This window comes from Enterococcus caccae ATCC BAA-1240 (assembly GCF_000407145.1).
GTDB lineage: Bacteria > Bacillota > Bacilli > Lactobacillales > Enterococcaceae > Enterococcus_L > Enterococcus_L caccae.
This window is the reverse complement of sequence record NZ_KE136473.1, coordinates 1-19,689: the sequence shown is the minus strand read 5'-3', so window position 1 is coordinate 19,689 and position 19,689 is coordinate 1. Positions and strand designations below refer to the sequence as shown.

At 37.2% G+C, this 19,689-nt stretch carries 15 protein-coding genes and 25 tRNA genes; 1 reads left to right on the top strand and 39 read right to left on the bottom strand.

The window, feature by feature from the left end:
• Positions 1-9: 9 nt before the first annotated feature.
• Positions 10-3,426, bottom strand: coding sequence for an isopeptide-forming domain-containing fimbrial protein (locus I580_RS05680; RefSeq protein ID WP_010770998.1), 3,417 nt, complete (start codon positions 3,424-3,426; stop codon positions 10-12).
• A gap of 314 nt (positions 3,427-3,740) precedes the next feature.
• Positions 3,741-4,442 carry a response regulator transcription factor gene (locus tag I580_RS05675; protein WP_034860124.1) on the bottom strand — a complete coding sequence of 234 codons (702 nt, stop codon included), beginning with the start codon at positions 4,440-4,442 and terminating at the stop codon, positions 3,741-3,743.
• A 360-nt stretch (positions 4,443-4,802) separates the two neighbouring features.
• Here I580_RS05675 and I580_RS05670 point away from each other — a divergent pair, with 360 nt between their 5' ends.
• Positions 4,803-5,123: a hypothetical protein gene (locus I580_RS05670; protein ID WP_010770996.1), complete on the top strand. Its 321-nt coding sequence runs from the start codon at positions 4,803-4,805 to the stop codon at positions 5,121-5,123.
• A 274-nt stretch (positions 5,124-5,397) separates the two neighbouring features.
• Here I580_RS05670 and I580_RS05665 read toward each other — a convergent pair whose 3' ends face one another.
• From I580_RS05665 to I580_RS05485, 37 genes are all read right to left on the bottom strand, one after another.
• Complete coding sequence (locus tag I580_RS05665; protein WP_010770995.1) at positions 5,398-5,829, bottom strand: hypothetical protein; 432 nt, start codon at positions 5,827-5,829, stop codon at positions 5,398-5,400.
• A gap of 384 nt (positions 5,830-6,213) precedes the next feature.
• On the bottom strand, positions 6,214-6,666 hold the full coding sequence (locus I580_RS05660; protein ID WP_010770994.1) for a GNAT family N-acetyltransferase: 453 nt from the start codon (positions 6,664-6,666) through the stop codon (positions 6,214-6,216).
• A gap of 18 nt (positions 6,667-6,684) precedes the next feature.
• Entirely contained in the window at positions 6,685-7,206 is a 522-nt protein-coding gene (locus I580_RS05655; RefSeq protein WP_010770993.1) for a GrpB family protein, read from the bottom strand.
• Positions 7,207-7,216: 10 nt separating this feature from the next.
• Positions 7,217-7,900, bottom strand: a complete 684-nt coding sequence (locus I580_RS05650; RefSeq protein ID WP_010770992.1) for a DUF1003 domain-containing protein — start codon at positions 7,898-7,900, stop codon at positions 7,217-7,219.
• A 122-nt stretch (positions 7,901-8,022) separates the two neighbouring features.
• Positions 8,023-9,660, bottom strand: a complete 1,638-nt coding sequence (locus tag I580_RS05645) for a peptide ABC transporter substrate-binding protein (RefSeq protein WP_010770991.1) — start codon at positions 9,658-9,660, stop codon at positions 8,023-8,025.
• Between the two features lie 18 nt (positions 9,661-9,678).
• Positions 9,679-9,999 (bottom strand): cupin domain-containing protein, encoded by a 321-nt coding sequence (locus I580_RS05640; protein WP_010770990.1) that lies wholly within the window; start codon positions 9,997-9,999, stop codon positions 9,679-9,681.
• A gap of 168 nt (positions 10,000-10,167) precedes the next feature.
• A complete protein-coding gene (locus tag I580_RS05635; protein WP_010770989.1) occupies positions 10,168-10,650 on the bottom strand; it encodes a nucleoside deaminase in 483 nt (160 codons plus the stop codon).
• 29 nt (positions 10,651-10,679) lie between these two features.
• On the bottom strand, positions 10,680-11,441 hold the full coding sequence (locus I580_RS05630) for a tyrosine-protein phosphatase (protein WP_010770988.1): 762 nt from the start codon (positions 11,439-11,441) through the stop codon (positions 10,680-10,682).
• A gap of 130 nt (positions 11,442-11,571) precedes the next feature.
• Positions 11,572-12,393, bottom strand: a complete 822-nt coding sequence (locus tag I580_RS05625; RefSeq protein ID WP_010770987.1) for a histidine phosphatase family protein — start codon at positions 12,391-12,393, stop codon at positions 11,572-11,574.
• A 16-nt stretch (positions 12,394-12,409) separates the two neighbouring features.
• Positions 12,410-13,843: a 6-phospho-beta-glucosidase gene (locus tag I580_RS05620; protein ID WP_010770986.1), complete on the bottom strand. Its 1,434-nt coding sequence runs from the start codon at positions 13,841-13,843 to the stop codon at positions 12,410-12,412.
• Positions 13,844-13,916: 73 nt separating this feature from the next.
• Positions 13,917-15,818, bottom strand: a complete 1,902-nt coding sequence (locus I580_RS05615) for a beta-glucoside-specific PTS transporter subunit IIABC (RefSeq protein WP_010770985.1) — start codon at positions 15,816-15,818, stop codon at positions 13,917-13,919.
• A gap of 155 nt (positions 15,819-15,973) precedes the next feature.
• Positions 15,974-16,813 (bottom strand): BglG family transcription antiterminator LicT, encoded by an 840-nt coding sequence (gene licT / locus I580_RS05610; protein ID WP_010770984.1) that lies wholly within the window; start codon positions 16,811-16,813, stop codon positions 15,974-15,976.
• 254 nt (positions 16,814-17,067) lie between these two features.
• Positions 17,068-17,139, bottom strand: a tRNA-Glu gene (locus I580_RS05605).
• Positions 17,140-17,150: 11 nt separating this feature from the next.
• Positions 17,151-17,224: transfer RNA gene (locus tag I580_RS05600), tRNA-Ile, on the bottom strand.
• An 11-nt stretch (positions 17,225-17,235) separates the two neighbouring features.
• Positions 17,236-17,306, bottom strand: a tRNA-Gly gene (locus I580_RS05595).
• Positions 17,307-17,323: 17 nt separating this feature from the next.
• Positions 17,324-17,396 (bottom strand) — tRNA-Phe (locus I580_RS05590).
• 18 nt (positions 17,397-17,414) lie between these two features.
• Positions 17,415-17,488 (bottom strand) — tRNA-Asp (locus I580_RS05585).
• A 62-nt stretch (positions 17,489-17,550) separates the two neighbouring features.
• Positions 17,551-17,624, bottom strand: a tRNA-Met gene (locus tag I580_RS05580).
• A gap of 134 nt (positions 17,625-17,758) precedes the next feature.
• A tRNA-Ser gene (locus I580_RS05575) sits at positions 17,759-17,848 on the bottom strand.
• A 17-nt stretch (positions 17,849-17,865) separates the two neighbouring features.
• Positions 17,866-17,937: transfer RNA gene (locus tag I580_RS05570), tRNA-Glu, on the bottom strand.
• A 9-nt stretch (positions 17,938-17,946) separates the two neighbouring features.
• Positions 17,947-18,034, bottom strand: a tRNA-Ser gene (locus I580_RS05565).
• Between the two features lie 17 nt (positions 18,035-18,051).
• A tRNA-Ile gene (locus I580_RS05560) sits at positions 18,052-18,125 on the bottom strand.
• A gap of 4 nt (positions 18,126-18,129) precedes the next feature.
• Positions 18,130-18,200: transfer RNA gene (locus I580_RS05555), tRNA-Gly, on the bottom strand.
• A gap of 12 nt (positions 18,201-18,212) precedes the next feature.
• Positions 18,213-18,286 (bottom strand) — tRNA-Asp (locus tag I580_RS05550).
• Between the two features lie 62 nt (positions 18,287-18,348).
• Positions 18,349-18,422 (bottom strand) — tRNA-Met (locus I580_RS05545).
• A gap of 134 nt (positions 18,423-18,556) precedes the next feature.
• A tRNA-Ser gene (locus I580_RS05540) sits at positions 18,557-18,646 on the bottom strand.
• A gap of 37 nt (positions 18,647-18,683) precedes the next feature.
• Positions 18,684-18,757: transfer RNA gene (locus I580_RS05535), tRNA-Ile, on the bottom strand.
• Positions 18,758-18,776: 19 nt separating this feature from the next.
• Positions 18,777-18,850 (bottom strand) — tRNA-Met (locus tag I580_RS05530).
• Positions 18,851-18,868: 18 nt separating this feature from the next.
• Positions 18,869-18,941: transfer RNA gene (locus I580_RS05525), tRNA-Ala, on the bottom strand.
• 10 nt (positions 18,942-18,951) lie between these two features.
• Positions 18,952-19,025 (bottom strand) — tRNA-Pro (locus I580_RS05520).
• A 10-nt stretch (positions 19,026-19,035) separates the two neighbouring features.
• Positions 19,036-19,109 (bottom strand) — tRNA-Arg (locus I580_RS05515).
• Between the two features lie 43 nt (positions 19,110-19,152).
• Positions 19,153-19,238: transfer RNA gene (locus tag I580_RS05510), tRNA-Leu, on the bottom strand.
• Positions 19,239-19,248: 10 nt separating this feature from the next.
• Positions 19,249-19,320 (bottom strand) — tRNA-Gly (locus I580_RS05505).
• Positions 19,321-19,328: 8 nt separating this feature from the next.
• Positions 19,329-19,401 (bottom strand) — tRNA-Thr (locus tag I580_RS05500).
• A gap of 31 nt (positions 19,402-19,432) precedes the next feature.
• A tRNA-Leu gene (locus I580_RS05495) sits at positions 19,433-19,514 on the bottom strand.
• Between the two features lie 12 nt (positions 19,515-19,526).
• Positions 19,527-19,599: transfer RNA gene (locus tag I580_RS05490), tRNA-Lys, on the bottom strand.
• 6 nt (positions 19,600-19,605) lie between these two features.
• Positions 19,606-19,678 (bottom strand) — tRNA-Val (locus I580_RS05485).
• Between the last annotated feature and the right edge of the window lie 11 nt (positions 19,679-19,689).

The window sequence follows — 19,689 nt, the reverse complement described above, 5'->3', positions numbered from 1 at the left end:
CCTTTACTCTTATGGAGTATCGCCCAATTCCCATAAGATCTCACCTTGGTAAGTCCCTAGCGCTTTCACATCTTGAGCTGAAGTTTCAAATTTGAAACCATCTCCAGATTCAGACCACGTATCACTAATGTTATATGTTGTTTCTGCTGTTGAGGCATTAGCATTTTGAATCATAATATCCTGAGCACCACCATTTAAGGTAATCTCATTATTTTTGTAAACATATTTAAGAGCACCATCCAATGTGTATTCTGGTACATCAGGATTTTTGCTCGTCATCGGCGTTGTAAGTTTCGCAGTTAATGACCAGCCTTTTTTATTTGCTCGGCTGTCTTTGACCACTAAATCTGCTCCACGATGCTCAGCTGAATTGATACGAGTCTTTTTCCCTTGATACTTCACGCTTCCAAAATCAATCTCTGTTGGTGCAGAAGCTAATTCTAGCACTCCAAAGACTGTCCCCCCAGGGTTTTTAGCTTCCTGAGAAGTTGCGCTGTAAGTCTCGTGTTTAGCATCTGGATCAGTCGGTCCTTCAACAAACGGAGTTTCTCTTGGTGAATCGCCAACAACATCCGCCTTATTACTAATCACAGTACCTACTGCAGAAGAAGCAACTTGAGCTTTAAACGTGATAACGGATGATTCCCCAGTTGCTAGATTTCCCAATTTGACTGTTAATAATCGTGAGTCTGAATCATAAGAATAGTCTTTAGGCGTTTCAGCAACAACTCCGTCAATTGTTATTTCAGCAGTTGCTGGATCAAAATCTAAACCTGTAGGAATCGTATCTGTCACAATAGTATTTGTCCAAAGTGTAGTATAGGAAGCTTCTTTATTGTTTTTAGCTGTTAGTGTATACGTCAAGTTATCTCCAACTTGCGTTGTGGTCCCTCCTGAAGAAGTAACTGTTTTTTCCATCAACGGTTTATCTGGAAGAACATCTTCTACTGTATACTTTGTTGCAGCTTTAAATGTTGCATCACGATATGTCATATTTGCTGCTGGATTGATATTACCAGTATCACTGTTAGTAGATGGCGCTGCTGGAGTCAGTGATTCAGTAATTTTCCCTGCATTATCTTCTAAGAAAATTTGGATTGTGTCGCCTTTTTCTAAATAATGAGGTAGATTGTATGTCCATGTTCCATCATCATTAACAGTTCCTACGGCATTTTGACGCACACCATTGATATCAAGGTAAATCTTTGCTTTTGGTTCGGCATCTTTCCCGCTTAGCTGCTTCATGGCATTTGTGACTTTTCCACCCGTTACAACTGCTGGTTCCGGCGGAGTAACATCAATCACTGTTGTTACCTCATCAGGTTCTGATACCCATGGTCCTCTAACTGCATGAGCACTGATTTGTTTACCCGCAATATTGAATTTTGTGTCAGTAAATGGTGCTAAACCGTCATCTAAAGTTGACGCTGTGTGTATCTCATTGAAAGTATCTGTATAGGTTACAGATGCTTGACCTTTAGATGCATACACTGGAACCAAAACGACATTACCATTTTCATCAAAATCATCTGATGGGGTCATGCCAATTTTAACTTTCGCTTGGTAGGTTTTATCTGCATCAGTTACTGGTGACCATTCCATTGTAGGCTTAGAGTTCATACCAGTAATTCTTCGATAGTTTGCGTATCTGAATGTTTGTAACCCAGGTTCAGAAGTGGTAATCACGTTCGTACCAGTAGAACTGAAGTTTGTCACTAAAGCATAGGTTTCTTGTGAAGGGCCTGCCATATCTTTACCAACTGTCCATAAATCAATATCAGAATCATTTATATTGAATGTTTGTGTTGCAACAGCAGTCATTGCAATCGCTCTTCCACTATTGTTTCGGTTTCGAATGTCATATCCTTTTGGTGAATTCAACGTTAGCGAACGATTGCTTCCACCATTTAAACCGACAACTCCACCTGTTGTATTTCCAACAACATACAAACTTCCTTTTGGTTCAACCACCACTGAAGCATCATTTGAAGAATATTGAAGGACTTCACCTGATCCTCGGCTCAGCAAATTGACTACTGCATTTGCTTTTACGGTCATAACACCCGGATTATCAAATCTTACAGAATTTCCCGCCATATTTGCATTATAAATTGAGTTTTCTCCAACCTCTAATTCTTTATAGTAGCTGAATACGGATGGATAGGTAGGATTGTTTCCTCTATTTTGTAAGTAAATATAACTATGCTTTCCTACAATATATTTCTGAGCCGCACCCGTATCTGTTCCAGAGGAATTTTGCTCATACCAAACCAACGACCAAGGAGAGGTCGTATTTACGCCATACCATTCTGTACCATCTTCAATAATGACACTACCAGCATAAAAGTTTTCAGAAGTTGTATATAGTGTCATTTTTCCGTAAACTGTGATTTCACTGCGTGTACCACGAATCAAACGAGCAACTTTTTCACCATTGACCTCTTCAAAACTACGAATATCTCCAACTCTAAAGTACCAGTTTCTAGCATAAGCGGTTCCGTTATTTCCCATGATAAATGCCCAACTGTAAGTTCCGCCATTGTAACCAGCATCTGTTACATTTTGCTTGATAGACATATTATGCACGTGGACAAAACCAATTCCATCTGTTGGTGTACCAGCTAAACGAAGTGTTTGATCGTTTAAATCAAGTAAAAAACCTCCACCATCAATTTCAATGGACTTAGATCTCTCACCAAGGTTACTAGCGGCTCCGCTCACTCCTCTATTCGAGATATCTTTTGTCATCGTAATTTTCGTAACGGTGTTATCCTGATATGCAAGCTTAAAGTTTGCCCAAGTATCAACTGTTACTGAATTTTGCGACGGATCAAAACCAAATCTTACATTAGCGGCAGTATTTGCTGCAGCTTTTTCTTCTGGTGTAGCTGGAACAGGTCCTTCTGTTGGTTCATTTGCTTCTCTTGTTAGAGATAAATTATTTTCAACAATTTTATCGACCAATGTTGTTTCATTAGTTGAAAATATTACTTTATTAGAAGCTAGTACTTCTTGATTTGCATTCGTTAGCGTTAGTTTACCTTCTATTGTCTGATTTTCTTGACTAGCGAAAAAAACAATTTCTAGAGGTTTTTCACTACTTTTGGTAGTAATTTTTTTCACGTTAGAATCTTTCGTATCTGTTACTACTATCTTTTGGTGATTTTCCTCTGAAACACCATTATTTAAATCTGTAGCGCTTAAATCGTTGAATCCTTCAAGTGAAAGTATCAATTCTTCATCTGTTGGTTCAGAAATCGTCAATGTTACTGGTACTTGTCCAGCAGCATTGGCCTTTTCTGTTGTAATAGAATAGTTTTCTTCTGATGCTTTCATTGGAGTAGTGTTTTTCAATAAAATAGTAGTAAAAATACTAACTAGAAAAACGAATGCAATTATAAAATAAGACTTTTTTCCGATTTTCATCTATTCTCAACTCCTCCCCAAAAACAATTTTGTGCACGTCTGTCTTAAAAGAACGTACAATTTATTTCTATTTTCCTTGCCAATTGTCTTAATTTTTGATACATTCACAATGCAGGGGAAAATTAGTGATTACTTTTGATAATTGATCCATTGAGAATGGCTGTTCTCTAACTGGATTTTTCAAAAAGAACACTGATTTTCTCTATTTTTTGTTTATGCTAAACAACTGGCTTGAAAAAGAGAAAACTTAATGTAGTTTGTCACCGTCATCGTCTTTAGAACAACCGCCATGACATTTGTGGTTAGAAATCGTTCTATGGATGTTTTTCTACTGTTAACTTGTACCCTTTAGAACGAACTGTTTTAATGTATTTAGGATGTGCTGCATCTGCTTCAATTTTTTGTCTTAGATGAAAAATTAAATTTGATACCCTATACTGCTTGTCAGCTCCGTCGTTTTCCCAAACGTTTTTATAAATCTCTTCATAAGAAACGGCAACACCTTGTTGCGTATGTAAGAACTCGATTGTTTTAAATTCTAATTTCGTTAAACTGATTTCTTCTCCATTTAAAAGCACACTAAAATTACATGGTCGTAGTTGAAAGTCGATATTACCATCGTAATTGTTTGCAATTTTTTCCCTATCTGGATGAGTTTGATTGTATCTGTTGAATGCATTTATTATAAGAAGTTTACTTTCTTCTAAATCAGATTCATTATCAAGGATTCCATCAACACCCAGCTGTAAATAAACAATATGATTCATTTTATTCATACGTTCTGAAATTACCCAGATAAACATATCTGATTTCTTCTTTAATAGAATAATCAATTCACAGATCATACCAATATTATGTGCGTGCTGCTCATTGATAATAATCCCCTCATAATTACCTATTGTTTCTGCTACTTCCTTTTTATTGATTGGATGTACATGTAGCTGCGTACTCTTGAGCAGGTCTATGTATTTTTCTTCATCTGTATTATCGAACATGACAAATCCTATGTTGTACATATGGTGTTCCCCTTTATAATTTTGTTGGCTAATCAGCCATACTTACTATCAGTTCTTATCAACTCACAAAAACGATTCAAAAAAGTTATAAATACTATATAAATTTTATATATTTACGAAACTAAAATAAGTTTAATCTATTTTATTTGCCAAGTCCATACAAATCCAATCTTTTATTTATCACGTTTTTGATAAATAACACAAATATTTGAGAATTATGTGAGTGTTTTATGAATTATTATTCAAGTTGAGCGTATTCATTTTGAATAGTCAACATTTGAAATCTCTATTTATAACATCATTTAATGATTCATCTCTATTTAATTCAATATGATACAATAATTAAAAAGGAGCGAAAAAATGAATAGAAAAAAGAAGCTTGATAAACTAATGACCGTTTTTACTGAAGAAAAAAAATTTATTCTCGATGGGTATTATCGTATTCGGACAATTAACGAAGATACGATAGAGTTAGCCTATTTGATTGCTGGTCCTTGCGGAGAGTCAATTGTTCACCCGCAAATTACTGTTTCCTTAGCAACAAAACCATTCCCAATCGCAATAAAATTGATTGATATGGTTCCTTCTCCACCATTGTTTCTAATAAGAGACACAAACAATATGGATGAAATCGACTTAGCATTGGATGCTTTGATCGAAAAGTTTACACACCTTCTGTAGAAATATAAAAAAGGGGCTGGGACATAACTCTTCGAGTTATATCTCAGCCCCTTAAAATCCGAATAAACAATAAGACGAAAGTCGCTCCTTTAGAACTCCTTTTATCCAAATCTCATTTAAGATATTTCAAAAAAATAATTAAAAAATTACAATATGAATAAAATAAAATTACCTTAGTACTTATTTTTAAGAATAATTATTTCAACTAAAACATTTTTATTTTCAAAAAAAAGAGAGATTATTCCAAAATCTGGATACTATTAACGACCTATCCTTACATTTTATGTACACTATGTGCACTTTGAATACCGCCACAAGCTTCTTTACACGCTTGATTGATCAATCTAAACGAACTTTCTGTACTATTCAATCCACGTTTGTATTTAATCTCATCAATCACTTCGCACTTGTCATTTAATGCTTCTAGCCAAAAGTAGATTCCCTCTTTGTAGGTATCTAAGCCTTCTAACAATATTTTTGTTGCTTCTTTTTCGCCATAGAATACTAAATTTTTTCTGAAACTTGCTTCTTCCACGAAGAATCGATTAACATTGGTCCGGCAAAATACATAGGTATCTCTACCTCTTCTGTTAATGGCTTGACTACAGCTGTTCTCTTGTACTTCCTTAGAAATGGCATTAAAAATCTCATTGTAGACTTCAATCCGTTGCATTACTGACAAAATCATATCTGTATAACTGAACATAATGCTCTCTCCTCCCATAACTAAGCAGCTAAAACCGCTGACTTATGTTCATTATAGTATCTCTCGATCTCTTATATCAAGTAATATGCTATTAAATTGAAGTTTTTTTGTCATTTTTTTCATTCCTATGTCTACTTTTTTTAGACTTTAAAATAAAAAAAAAGCCCACCCACCAGTATTCACAAGGGTTTCAGACTTTTTTTATTGTTTCGTCATCATTTGTATAGTATTATTTTTTATATTTTTTCATAAACTATATTTATTATTCTTTATTAGGCATAAACGCTTTAATTTTGCTTAAATATAGACAGCTACTAGATAATTAATTATACACAGTATTAGTCGTAGATAAAACGATAACGCTCAAAAAATTATTTTTAATCGTTATTCAAGGTTCTTAAGTGAATCACTATTCGTTTTTAAATGTATAATCGGATAAGAGCGGCCTGCATCATCTACTTCACTTCGGTCATATTCCTCAAACCCCATGACTTGATAAAAGTTTTTTGCCCCGAGATTTTGCTCATTAACGTCAACAAATTGAATCTTACTTTCTTCAAGTAAACATCTTACTATCCGTTTGCCATATCCCTTTCCAATATATTTTGGATCTAAAAAAAACATCTCTAATTTATTTCCATCTACACCAGAAAAACCAATAACTTTTTCTAGATCTGTCCAGATTTTTACATCTAAGTGAGGAAAATAAGTTGGTAATTCTTTTTCTATCTTTTTAAAATCTTCTACTTGTAAAAAATCGTGTGTCTGTTTAACTGATCTTGCCCAAATATCGACAAGTTGAGGGTATTCGTGTATTTGTGCTTGGTGGTAATTCATATTATTCTCCTAAATCTTTTATCTAATTTTATCATACCATTTCTGAGCTTTTTGATCGATATTTTTTATAAATTCATCTTTCCCAACACTATAAGATTCAGCGTCATATGCAAACTTATTCGCTAATTCTACTTTCAGTTGACTATAGGCTATAGCCTCTTCTAAGTGACTATTCATAAAATTTCTAAACAACAAATGGCGGTGAATTTCTGGATTTCCTTCTTGAAAAACGTGAAGATGGTGGCTTCTGTTATCTCCACCTTTGCTAAAAAAACGCCGACCGGAAATACCATTTTCTCCTAAACATTCATATCCGTTTTTTTGCATTTCTTGATTATGCATATCGACACTCTGAATCTCTTTTACAACTAATAAAATATCAATCACTGGTTTTGATTGACAATTTTTGATGGCTGTACTCCCAATATGATGGATATCTATTATTTGCCTAGTGAAGATTTCTTTTAACCTTATTTTTTCTTGTTCATATTGTTTTGCCCAACTTTTCTGTGGTGGCACCACTGTGATTTTTCTAGTCATTTTCTTCCGCTCATTTCTTTTCTTTTAACTCGTTGATCTGTTCTTGTAACTCTCCTAGTAATTCAATCTGCATATTCTGCATTTGAACTAAGTGCTGCCATTGGCTATTGATCAAATAATCCATTTTTTCATGTAGTAAATTAACTTCTATTTCTGATTTCAAGTTGATTTGATAATCATTATTTGCTTCTGCCCGATCCCGTTGCTCTTGTCTATTTTGACTCATCATAATGATTGGTGCTTGAATCGCCGCTAAACAAGATAACGCTAAATTCAGCAAAATATACGGATAAGGATCAAATGGCTTGAAAAAAATCATCGTAGAATTAAGAATAATCCAAACTGCCAAGACTAGGATAAAAATAAAAATGAACGGCCAGCTTCCACCAAACTTAGCAATCCCATCCGCTGTTTTTTGGCCAGTTGTTAATTTTTTAACTGCTGGAGGATTTAATTTGTCAGTGATCGTCGTGTTGTCTTTAATACTTTTAACAATCGTTTCATTTAGTTGATCCATTTTTCCGGAATCAGTTGAAATCATTTGTTTTATGTAATCTAATCGATAGTTTAGTAGATCTGGAAAAGTGATTTTTGATTCATTAGTCAGTTCAGGACGTATTTTAAGAATAAAGACCCGAATTTCTTCTTCTACATTTTTCAGCAGTATTGTATTTTTATGGCTTTGTTTTGTCATTTGCTTCTACTCCTTTACTTTTTTGTCCTATATTATAAACCTATCATACAACGTTCTGCTGATTCCATACATTGATTTGACCAAAAAAACCTTTCAAAAAGAAAGGTTTTTTCGGAAAAACTTTATTTTGCTTCTTTGTACACATTCTTTAGTGTTAATGGTGCCGCAAATGTATGATAACTTAATCCTTTGACTTGTTCGTTTTGTAACACGGATTGTTGATTTTGGCTGATAATAATCATTCCAGCTGTATTTTCAATTCCTTCTTTCTCTGCCGCAATCAAGGTTTCCCAGCGCTTTTCTAAATCGGTTGCATATTTCTGAGAAGCATCATCCAATAATCCATCATATTTTGCGTTAGAGTAATTTCGATCATTACCAGTTCGCAACATATTTAATGTAGAAATTGGATCTTGATAATCTGGTGTCCAGTAAATCAGGAATAGATCATAATCACTTTCTCGACTGAGATTCAACGCTGTTTCTGTTGGTAGTGCTGTGACATTGATTGTTAGACCAGAGAACAGCTTTTCTAGACTTCCCTGAAGGCTTTCACCCATTTTTTTATAGGATCCATCATCTGTGACCATCAAATCTAGAGTGATTTTGTCTCCTAATTCTTTTTTAGCTAATTCCCAATACTTCAGCGCCTCTTCTTTATTGTATATCATCAAATTACCGGCTTCTTCTCTGAAGTCTACGCCCGTTTTAGGATTACTGACAAACCCTTCGGTAATTGCTCCATACAGTGGTTTAGACCCATCTGCAATAATATTATTGACTAGGTTCTCTTTATCGATTCCAAGTGATAACGCCTTTCTTAGATTTTCATTTTTCAAAGGCGTATCTTTCTCTTTGCGTTTTTGATTTAACCTTATATAATTCATCGTTGCGGTTGGATAAGAGTGATAATCTGGATTGCTTTGATTTTGTTTGGCTAATTCACCAGTGACTGTGGCTACATCTAATTGCCCATCTTCAAATAGATTCAATGCAGTCGATGCCTCTTTGACTACTTCATAATGAATTTGGTCTGACTTTACATTTGACTGATCCCAATATTTTTCATTTTTCTTTAAGTCCCAACTTAAATCAGTTTGTTTCCAATTTTCTACAATAAACGGACCATTGTATACAACGTTTTCGCTAGTAGTACCATAATCTTTGCCTTTTTCCTCAACAAATTTTTGGTTTTGCGGGAAAAAGGTTGGAAAGGCAAGAACTGAAGTAAAGTATGGTTTTGCTTCTTTTAATTTTATTTCTAGCGTCTGATCATCCATTGCTTTTACACCAAGCTCTTCTACTGGCTTTTTCCCATTTGAGATGTCTTCTGCATTTAAAATTGTATCTGCTACTAAGAAGCTATAGACAAATCCATTTTTAGGATCGATCATTTTTTTCCAAGCATACTCAAAATCTGCTGCCGTCACTGGATCATCATTACTCCATTTGGCGTCATCCCTTAACTTGATAATATAAGTTTTTCCATCCTCAGAAATTTCCGGCATAGCTTTTGCTGCCGCTGGAATCAGTTGGTCTTTATCATTCAATGCATACAAACCTTCAAATGCAGCGGTTTGAACGATTGCATCAGGAAAATCTAGCATGACTGATGTATCCAATGTAGTCAATTCGGAAGGTGACATTAGGTTTAATGGTTTTGTTGCCTGTGTTTGTTTTGTTTCCGTACCGCTTGAACATCCCGAAACGATCATCATCACTAGCATTAGTCCGATGAATGGTTTAATTGCTTTTTTCATACGCTTCTCCTCTATATTTTATTCTACACGTTCAACTAACATCCAAACGACAACTGCCGCTTGCTCCCCGTCATTATAGTTGATGTGTCCTTCCCCAGCCTCGATCAGTTGCGCATCACCAGGTTTCCCTACTAAGTCTTGGCCATCTTCTAAAATCGTATGGGCCTCACCTGAAACAACATAAGAGTATTCGTCTTGGCCATGTCGGGCGAATCCTTCTAATGGTCTTTTCTCGCCTGGTTGTAAAATCACTACGCCCATCTGGACATTTTCATTGGGTTGATTTTCTGCATCAAAAAAAATCGTCATTTCTTGAGGCAATGATGGTTTGATCATCATTCGGTCGCTCACTCCTTTTCTAATTTAATAGGTGATTTTATCTATTATTGCCTTAAGCTCCAAATAAGTCAACAACATTTTTGAAAATTCTGACATTTTACTTTTTTATTGATAATTTAGAAAAAAAGTAGGAGCTCTTCCACAAAATGAAGGCTCCCCATTTTTTGATTAGTTCCAGTACCCTTGGTGTACATCAGCTGCTGCTTGCTCAACTTCTGGAAATGGGCCAATTACTTGGATATCTTTTTGACCACGGTTCAATATTTCTGTTGTAGGTAAATCAAATGTCGGGTTCTGCTCATTATCACCTGTTAGCTGCAACAAACGTTTTTCAGTCATTGCATAAACAATGGTCCCTATATTTCCCCAATAAATTGTCCCAGTACACATTGCACAAGGTTCTGCAGTCGTATACAACTTACACTCCCATAAAAATTCTTTGCTGTATTTTTGAGAAGCTCTTGCAGCAAGTGTTGTCTCCGCATGACCTGTACAGATATTTTCTGTAACCTCAATATTTTCTTGTTCCAGCAAAATATTGCCCTCTTTATCCGTTAATAATGCACCAAAAGGCGTATTTCCATGTTCACGAGCATTTTGAGAAATTTCGATACAACGATTCAGTAATGCAATGTGCTGATTTTTAGTCATCATAAGTCTCCTTCTTCTCATCATTTACTTTAATCTAAAAGAAAGCGTTGATTCAATGTATCTTTCGTTATTTTGTCAATGTTGATCGCTTGTTTCAAATAAGTTGAGACATCACCGTATTGTGCTTCGACTGTTTGATAAAAGTTATCTAGGTAACGACTATCTACATTTAATGCCACATGTAAAGCTTCTAAATTTTGTTCTTCTAACTCTGCTTTTCTTGCTTGTTCTAAAATTTCAGCATTTTCTTTTTTTCTCAATTCATTTGTTAATAAATAATCTTTGTAAATCGCCTCTCGTGGTACATCTAACGTCTCTAATACCAATAATGCAGCAATCCCAGTACGATCTTTTCCTGCAAAACAATGGAATAAAATACTTTCTTGCTTTTGCAAAGCCAAAATTTCTTCAAAGAATTTATTGTATCCTTTTTGAGCTGTGTTATTCAGCGCGATATCAGCATATAATTTTTCCATGTAAGATGCTGATTTTTCAGGAGAACCAATTTTGACAAAATCACTGATTGAAGCTCCTTCATCTTGGATATCTTCTAAAATATCGATATGAATATACTCTGTTTTTGGAACAGACATATCTGGTCTTTCTTCTACTTCGGCCTCACTTCTTAAATCAATGATTTTCCCTAATCGATAAGTCGTTTCTAAACGTTGCTCGTCTTCTTTTGTTAGTTTTGATAGCTCACCTGATCTTAGAAAGACATCTTTCTTGATGTGTTTACCGTCTTTGTTTTTGATACCGCCGATATCACGGAAATTTGTAATAGTTACCATAATTTTAGTCCCTTTTCCTTCTTTTTGATTTTATTATACACAAAATTCGATCAAAAATGTTTCTTTGATCGAATTTTGTGTACATGAGGTTGAACCATAAGTTTTGTTTATTGGTTTTCGCCCAGTTTGATTATTTTGTTTGTCCTGCTTCAACGTAACTTAAATCATTGATTTTATCTAATGTATATTTTCCATCTTTATATTTTACAGTACAAACACTTGCGTTTTTCAAACCACCTTCGGGAATTTTATAATCATCAAATAATGTAGCTAACAGTGCTGAAATACTTAATCCATGAGAAGCAATTAACACATTACCAGAACCTTCATTGTTCATTTCTTTTTTGACAATATCATCTACTCCTGCTTTGAGACGAGTGGTGATTGTCTTATAGTCTTCAGCAGGCCAGTTGACTTTTGCTTCTTCTATATTTTTAGCATCTAACTTAGCAACACTATTCGCAAATGATTCTGGTGTCATATTTTTCATAAACTCTTCTAATGTAACGCCTTGATCATCCGCAATATCTTGCCACATGGTATGATTTAGGTCCCCTTCGTAGGTTCCAAAGTTAAATTCTCGTAAGCGTTCATCTGTAATGACCTTTAAATCTGATGATTTTTCGTTTTCTTTTACAATCAAGTTAGCTGTCTGAATGGCTCGTCCACTATCACTGCTATAAGCATTTTGGAAATCAATATCTTTTAAACCAACTCCAGCTGCAGTTACAACTTCTTCGCCAGCTTTCGTTAAGACTGCATCAGACCACCCTTGAACACGATCCGTTGTATTTAACATCGTTTTACCATGGCGAACAATGTACAGCGTTAATTCTTCTGGTGTTTTTTTGGCAGTTGAATCAGCATCTTTTTGGGTATTGCCATTGCTACAACCTGCAACGATTAATAAACCTAACATTAAAACCCCTAACAGTTTTATGCTCTTTTTCATTTGATCTCCCCCTATTTTATATGTTCGTTAGATCTTCCCCATTAGTCGCAATAACTTTTTTATACCAGTCAAACGATTTTTTCTTCGAACGTTTCAACGTACCATTGCCTTCGTTATCACGATCGACATAGATAAAACCATAACGTTTTTTCATTTCACCTGTTCCAGCAGAAACTAAATCGATACAGCCCCATGTTGTATAACCTAGTAAATCAACTCCGTCTAGCTCTACCGCATCTTTCATCGCTTGAATATGTGCTGCCAGGTATTCAATACGATAATCATCGATCACATTGCCGTTTTCATCTGGTGTATCCACTGCTCCTAAGCCGTTTTCAACGATAAATAATGGTTTTTGGTAACGATCATATAAGTCATTCATTGTTGTACGCAAGCCTAGCGGATCGATCTGCCAGCCCCATTCACTTGCTTCCAAGTATGGGTTTTTCACCGAGGCAAAGATATTCCCAGCTGTTTTTTCGTTGATCGCTGGATCCGTTGATTGCACACGTGATGAGTAATACGAAAATGAAATAAAGTCGACTGTGTGTTCTTTTAGTAATTCTAAGTCACCTTCTTCAATTGGTAATTCGATACCTTCGCGTTCTAATTCTTTAAGAGCATACGCTGGATATTCCCCACGAGATTGGACATCGATAAAGAAGAAATTCTCACGGTCTGCTTTACGTGCTGCCCAAACGTCTTCTGGTTTACACGTATACGCATAGTTTGTCCCAGCCGCTAACATACAGCCAACTTGATTTTCTGGATCGACTTCGTGCGCAATTTTCGTTGCGATGGCACTAGCCAACAATTCGTGATGTGCTGCTTGATATTTGACTTGTTCTTTGTTTTCGCCTTCTTCAAAGTAAAGACCAGCCCCCATAAATGGTGCGTGTAAAATCATATTGATTTCGTTAAATGTTAACCAATATTTTACTAAGCCTTTATAACGATTGAAAATCACATTACATAGATTTTCGTAAAAACCAACCATTTCACGACTGCGCCATGCACCATATTTTTCTACTAAGTGCATTGGACAATCGAAGTGAGTGATGGTTACAAGGGGTTCTATATTGTATTTACGGCATTCTTTGAACAAATCTTCATAGAACTTCAACCCTTCCTCATTCGGCTCTGTTTCGTCTCCTAGAGGGAAAATCCGACTCCATGCGATCGATAGACGATAGGTTTTAAAGCCCATTTCGCCAAATAAGGCGATATCTTCTTTATAGCGGTGATACATGTCGATTGCATTTTGGGCTGGATAAAAATGTTCTTCATCAAAAGCAAACATTTTCTTTTCACCTGTGATTACTGGAAAACGATCGGGTCCAACAGGTGCAAGATCCACGTTCGCTAACCCGCGTCCGCCTTCGTTATACCCGCCTTCACATTGATTGGCAGCTGTTGCGCCACCCCATAAAAAGTCTTTTCTAAATGCCATGTCAAAATTCCTTTCTTTTACAAGCCTGCAGTAAAGCTCATCGCTTCACTACAAGCTTCATCCTCATCTATTTTTAAGTCAATCCAGTAATTAAAGTATCATTGGACGTAACATCACGCTCTTGCGTTTCAACAATATCCAAATAGTCAGCAGTATTGGTCACAATAACTGGCGTTTCTACACTATAACCAGCTGCTTTGATTGCATCAATATCGAACGTAACTAAAACTTGTCCTTTTTTCACTTTATCACCTTGTGCTACTTTTCCTTCAAAACCATTTCCTTCTAACTGCACTGTATCCATACCGATATGAATCAATAATTCCATCCCTTGATCTGATATCAAACCAATCGCATGTAATGTTGGGAATAATGTCATGACTGTGCCATCAAATGGTGCTCTAACAACGCCTTCTGTTGGTTCGATCAAAACACCTTTTCCTAAAGCGCCTTGTGCGAATGCTTGGTCACTTGCTTTACTTAATGGTAAAACACGTCCTTTAACTGGACTTAAAACTGCTTCTTTTATTGCTTTTTGAGCTTTTTTATTTTCAGTTACTTCTTCTACAACTGTATCATCTTTCCAGAAGAAAAATGTCAATGCAAAACCGATTACGACAGCAATCAAGATTGAAACGAAAGAATGAATCATTCCGCTTGCGTCATCACCATTGATAAAGTTTAATACACCGAAAATTCCTAATCCGCCCATTGTATAAGAAGTTACGCCATTGATCATTAAATATAAACCACCAACTGCTGCTCCGATCATTGAAAAAATGAACGGTGTTTTTCTTGGCAATGTAATACCATAAATTGCAGGTTCAGTTACTCCGAAAATCCCAGAAATGATTGCAGGAGGACACAGTGCTTTCATTTTCGCATCTTTTAATTTAAAGAACATTGCCATAACAACTGCTGTTTGAGCAAAACTTGCAGCAAAAGAACCAACCAACACTTGGCTTGCCCCTTCTTGAGTAATTTGCATGATTGCAAGCGGTACAACACTCCAGTGTAAACCAAAAATAACTAATACTTGCCAGAAGAATCCAAGGATAATACCATACAATGCTGGTGAGAAGCCCATCAACGCTTGGAAACCTGCACTTAGTAAATCTGTTAACATACTGATGATTGGACCGATTACTAAGAAACCAATTGGTAATGCAATCAATAACACAAAGAATGGTACCAAGAATGTTTGAACAACTTCAGGAATAAGTTTCTTAAAGAGTTTTTGAATTTGGGCTGCAAAAGCAACAATGAAGATGATCGGTACCACACTACTTGTATAACCAGCACCAACCCATGGAATACCTAAAAACGTATCATAAGCTGGTAAACCTAATAGACTATAAGGCGCTGCCGCACCAGCCCCAGCAGTTGTTTCAAATGCTGCTTGTAAGGCACTTCCTTGCACTGTAGGGTAACAAAGAGCTGCCCCAATAACAATTCCCACCATTGGGTTTAAATTGAATTTTCTAGCTGCTGTATACCCTAAAATGACTGGCATGAAATAAAATATTGCATCTCCAATACCATTTAACATTGTATAAGTTCCAGAAGTAGCTGAATATAATTTTAAGAATACCAGTAAAGCGTTCAATCCTTTTACCATGCCGGCCGCAGCCAGTGCCCCCAAGAACGGTTGGAAACAGCCGCTTAAAATATCGATCAAACGATTAAAAAGATTCCCACCAGAAGATTCTTGTTCTGCATCAGCTGAAATCCCAGCAATAGTTACAACATCTTCATAAACGGCTGGCACATGATTCCCAATTACCACTTGATATTGTCCACCGCTCTTCATTACAGTCACAACGCCGTCCATATTTTTCAATACATCATCATTTGCTTTTGATTCATCTTTCAACTTAAAACGTAACCGTGTAATACAATGCGTTAAACTATTAATATTCTCTTTGCCGCCTACGTTATCGACGATTTGTTTTGCTAAATCATAATATTTTCCCATTTTTTTGTTCCTCCAAAATTTAGTTTTTTCTGTACAATACTTTTGAAGGTTTAGCCAACTTAATGTCACTATCCAAGGGGTCTTTCTTTGTTTGGTAGTTCCATCTATCCACCTTTCATTTTATGATTAATCTATGTTAAGATTTAAGAATCTTGTTAACTATTTGTCTGTACTACTCGTGCAATATGAATAATCAAATACATTTTCTCTTCATTGGAAATACAATAAGAATACCCTTCCATCAAAAAATCAGCAATTTTATTTACACAATTATAGGCATTGCAATATTTTTTTTTGATAACTTCATATAATTCTCCATCATCTTCATCATGAAATTCTTTATGATTTAATAAACGATAAGCAAAAAATTTTAAATGAGTACTAAAACGATAAAAATAAACTGAATCTTCATTGAACGTCATTTTGAAATGATATTTAACAATATTAGTAATCTCTTGCATAATTTTTGTGAGCTCATAAACATTCCCAACTTCTTCATCCATCTCTGCATTGACTAAATGTAACGCGATAAACCCAGCTTCATCTTCTGGCAATTGAACATCAAATTTTTCCCTAACCATTTCAATGGCTTTAAGACCAATAAAATATTCATCTGAAAAAAAACGTTTGATATCCCATAATAAGAAGTTTTTAATTTCAATGCCCTGTCGAATTCGCTCTAGGGCGGTATGCAGATGGTCGGTCAAAGAAATAAAAATCGTATCATTTAGTTTTCTTCCAAGTTTCGTTTTAGCATATTTGATTATTTCATCAGAAAGTTGCATTACTTCCATAGGCAAATCGCCCAGCAATTCTTGAAATTTTAAAGATGTATCTTGATTTGCTAGGCGAAATACCTGATCTATTACTTCTTCTGGAATAAAATCTCCTACTTTTTTTTTAAACGCAATCCCCCTTCCCATAATGATCTGCTCTTGCTTATGATCATCCAACGTAATCACAACATTATTATTCAAAATTTTTTGAATAATCATTTTTTCCCTCCCTTCTTCACACTTAACTCCTCTAATTGTAAAAAAAGAAAAACCCAACCTTTCCAAAAAAGAAGAAACTCCTCTTCATTGGAAAAATTAGGTTTAGCTTGTATTTAAACAATCACTATCCAACTATTTACTTGTTGTGTACAAGCATAGAATACCTTATTACAACAATGATGTCAACGTTTTCATAAAAATTTTTTTAAAAAAATAAAAAAACATTCAGCCGTTAGCAAAATGTTTTGAATACATGACCCGTACGGGAATCGAACCCGTGATACCGCCGTGAAAGGGCGGTGTCTTAACCGCTTGACCAACGGGCCTTTTGAAATTATGGGCCTAAATGGACTCGAACCATCGACCTCACGCTTATCAGGCGTGCGCTCTAACCAGCTGAGCTATAGGCCCTTAAAGAAAAAAGCGGGTGACGAGAATCGAACTCGCGACAACAGCTTGGAAGGCTGTGGTTTTACCACTAAACTACACCCGCATGTTTCTTCTTTGAAATGGCGCAAGACAGAATCGAACTGCCGACACACGGAGCTTCAATCCGTTGCTCTACCAACTGAGCTACTGCGCCAAAAAACTATAATGATAACGGTCTGGACGGGACTCGAACCCGCGACCTCCTGCGTGACAGGCAGGCATTCTAACCAGCTGAACTACCAAACCAATAGTAAATATATTGCGTCACTATTTTATTGCTATACTTTTGAAATAACTTTCAAAAGCAATTGCGGGGGCAGGATTTGAACCTACGACCTTCGGGTTATGAGCCCGACGAGCTACCTGACTGCTCCACCCCGCGATAATATATAGTCTATATGACTATAGAAAGGTGTTATTCTTGGTGATTTCTAGTAAGGATACTTCACTCACTTTGTTCGCCAAGTACTCTTCATCATCTGTTCTGGCAAAACCAATCACAGTGATTCTCAGTAAAGGAGGATAAGGGATTCGAACCCTTGCACGGTTTTACCCGCCTGACGGTTTTCAAGACCGTTCCCTTCAGCCGGACTTGGGTAATCCTCCGAAATAATATTAAAAAATGACCCGTACGGGAATCGAACCCGTGATACCGCCGTGAAAGGGCGGTGTCTTAACCGCTTGACCAACGGGCCGCTATGAAACGGAGAAGGAGGGATTTGAACCCTCGCGCCGGTTTCCCGACCTACACCCTTAGCAGGGGCGCCTCTTCAGCCACTTGAGTACTTCCCCAAGAAAATAATTTAAAATGGGCCTAAATGGACTCGAACCATCGACCTCACGCTTATCAGGCGTGCGCTCTAACCAGCTGAGCTATAGGCCCATAAAGCGGGTGACGAGAATCGAACTCGCGACAACAGCTTGGAAGGCTGTGGTTTTACCACTAAACTACACCCGCAAAAATTTAAAACGGTCTGGACGGGACTCGAACCCGCGACCTCCTGCGTGACAGGCAGGCATTCTAACCAGCTGAACTACCAAACCAATAGTAAATATGTTGCGTCACTATTTTATTGCTATACTTTTGAAATAACTTTCAAAAGCAATTGCGGGGGCAGGATTTGAACCTACGACCTTCGGGTTATGAGCCCGACGAGCTACCTGACTGCTCCACCCCGCGATAATATATAGTCTATATGACTATAGAAAGGTGTTATTCTTGGTGATTTCTAGTAAGGATACTTCACTCACTTTGTTCGCCAAGTACTCTTCATCATCTGTTCTGGCAAAACCAATCACAGTGATTCTCAGTAAAGGAGGATAAGGGATTCGAACCCTTGCACGGTTTTACCCGCCTGACGGTTTTCAAGACCGTTCCCTTCAGCCGGACTTGGGTAATCCTCCGAAATAAAAAGTACTATTCACTAAAACGTCACTACAATGGACCTTGTAGGACTCGAACCTACGACCGGACGGTTATGAGCCGTCTGCTCTAACCAACTGAGCTAAAGGTCCTTGGCTCTTAAAAAGAATATCGCGGCGAAGGGGATCGAACCCCCGACCTCCCGGGTATGAACCGGACGCTCTAGCCAGCTGAGCTACACCGCGAAAATAATAAAGTACTAATGGAGCCTAGCGGGATCGAACCGCTGACCTCCTGCGTGCAAAGCAGGCGCTCTCCCATCTGAGCTAAGGCCCCACAACATAAATCGGGAAGACAGGATTCGAACCTGCGACCCCTTGGTCCCAAACCAAGTGCTCTACCAAGCTGAGCTACTTCCCGTATTTACAAATGCACCCAAAGGGAGTCGAACCCCTAACCTTTTGATTCGTAGTCAAACACTCTATCCAGTTGAGCTATGGGTGCTTAAAACTTTATGCTTTCCAACATTCATAATGTGTCAAAGCAATGCCGAGGACCGGAATCGAACCGGTACGGTGATCACTCACCGCAGGATTTTAAGTCCTGTGCGTCTGCCAGTTCCGCCACCCCGGCGAACAAGCTAAGCGGAAAACGGGGTTCGAACCCGCGACCCCCACCTTGGCAAGGTGGTGCTCTACCACTGAGCTATTTCCGCAATTTGGATGCCGGCTAAAGGATTTGAACCCTCGACCCTCTGATTACAAATCAGATGCTCTACCAACTGAGCTAAGCCGGCGTATTCGCCAAGTATTATACGAGACTAAAAATGCGGGTGAAGGGACTTGAACCCCCACGCCGTAAGGCGCTAGATCCTAAATCTAGTGCGTCTGCCAATTCCGCCACACCCGCAAAATATTTCTATGAGCCGTGCAGGGTTCGAACCTGCGACCCTCTGATTAAAAGTCAGATGCTCTACCAACTGAGCTAACGGCTCAAAAAATGGAGGTTGACGGGATCGAACCGCCGACCCCCTGCTTGTAAGGCAGGTGCTCTCCCAGCTGAGCTAAACCTCCAAGACAACACT